Consider the following 472-nt stretch of genomic DNA (forward strand, 5'->3'; position numbering starts at 1 on the left):
TTACCTACTTTAGTAACAAAAGTTGTTTCAGCTTCTAGACGACCAGCTGCAATCGCTTGATTAGCACCCTTTCCTCCACCAAATTCTCGTTGCGCTTGATCAATGTGTAATGTCTCTCCTGGTTTAGGAAAACGCGTCACGTTAATAAATTTATCAACATTGGTTGAACCTACTATAACTACCTTGTTTCTATTCATTGAAATAGCCCCCTTTTTAGATATATAATTCTTCAATCGTGCTTTCTATCAAAAAGTGACATTAGATTCTAATACGATATTAGAGAATGGTGTGGTCTCTCCTGTTCTAATGTTCCCTTTATTATGTGGTGATTGAAGCATCTCTTTCATTTTACTATGAGGAATAAATTCAATCTCTACATGTTCCTCGATTAAGTGTTTAATTGCTTTAAGCTGAGTTGAATTATTTGTTTTTATCTCTTCTGCTAAGTAAATTTTTTGAATCTCCACTTCTG

At 34.3% G+C, this 472-nt stretch carries 2 protein-coding genes; both read right to left on the bottom strand.

The window, feature by feature from the left end; translation table 11 throughout:
• Positions 1-197 (bottom strand): PfkB family carbohydrate kinase (locus tag HZY83_RS01910; RefSeq protein ID WP_228098441.1); only part of this gene is annotated, 197 nt, incomplete at its 3' end.
• A 48-nt stretch (positions 198-245) separates the two neighbouring features.
• A partial coding sequence (locus tag HZY83_RS01915) for an RbsD/FucU domain-containing protein (protein ID WP_305038417.1) occupies positions 246-472 on the bottom strand: 227 nt, incomplete at its 5' end.

It is taken from the genome of Gemella sp. GH3, assembly GCF_013415425.1.
Lineage (GTDB): Bacteria > Bacillota > Bacilli > Staphylococcales > Gemellaceae > Gemelliphila.